General features: G+C 45.9%; 1 pseudogene. It reads right to left on the bottom strand.

Going from position 1 to position 687, the window contains the following annotated elements:
• A pseudogene (locus CIK04_RS25175) lies at nucleotides 1-544 on the bottom strand (winged-helix domain-containing protein); the annotation flags it as partial.
• Between the last annotated feature and the right edge of the window lie 143 nt (nucleotides 545-687).

Below are 687 nucleotides of genomic sequence, written 5' to 3'. Positions count from 1 at the left end.
ATATCGTGGCTGATGCGTGAGTCGTCGGCCACGACATAGGAATAGCCGTACTCAAGGAAAAAACGCCCAACGATTGTGCTTGCGCTCTTCCAACACTCGCACTAAACGTCCTTCCCTGCGGCCGCGCTTGCTGTTGTCCGTCGGTTGCACCAAAACGAAATCGCCATGAATCAAGGTCTTCATCTGATGATGAGGCAGCAGAATGTCATCGTCTTTGCTAACGCTGCCTTCTGGTCTTACCCAACCGTGGCCGTCTTTGTGACCAATCACGTACCCTTTAATCATTTCCAATTTTTCAGGTAAGGCATAGCATTGACGACGAGTAAAGACGAGCTGCCCATCGCGCTCCATTGCACGCAAACGGCGTCTTAGCCCTTCATATTGATCTTCGTCTTTTAACTGCAGTGCTTCGAACAAATCATTGCGATTCATCGGTACGCCAGCTTGTTCGAGAAACTCTAAAATAAACTCACGACTTGGAATGGATTTCGTAATTTTCTGATTCACGATCAGCAAAAGGATCGTTTTGAATAACGTCTGACATAGGCACGCCTATTTAGCAAGGAAGGTATGGTTGTAGTATATCTGACTCTGCTCATAAGCTACAGCCACGCGTCGCAGTTTCAGCAAATTAACACTTATTTTTCATAGTTTTTCATCATTCTTCTGATTCGTTTACATCTCCGT

The sequence above is a fragment of the Vibrio sp. 03_296 genome (assembly GCF_002265885.1).
This window is presented reverse-complemented; position numbering and strand designations above follow the sequence as displayed.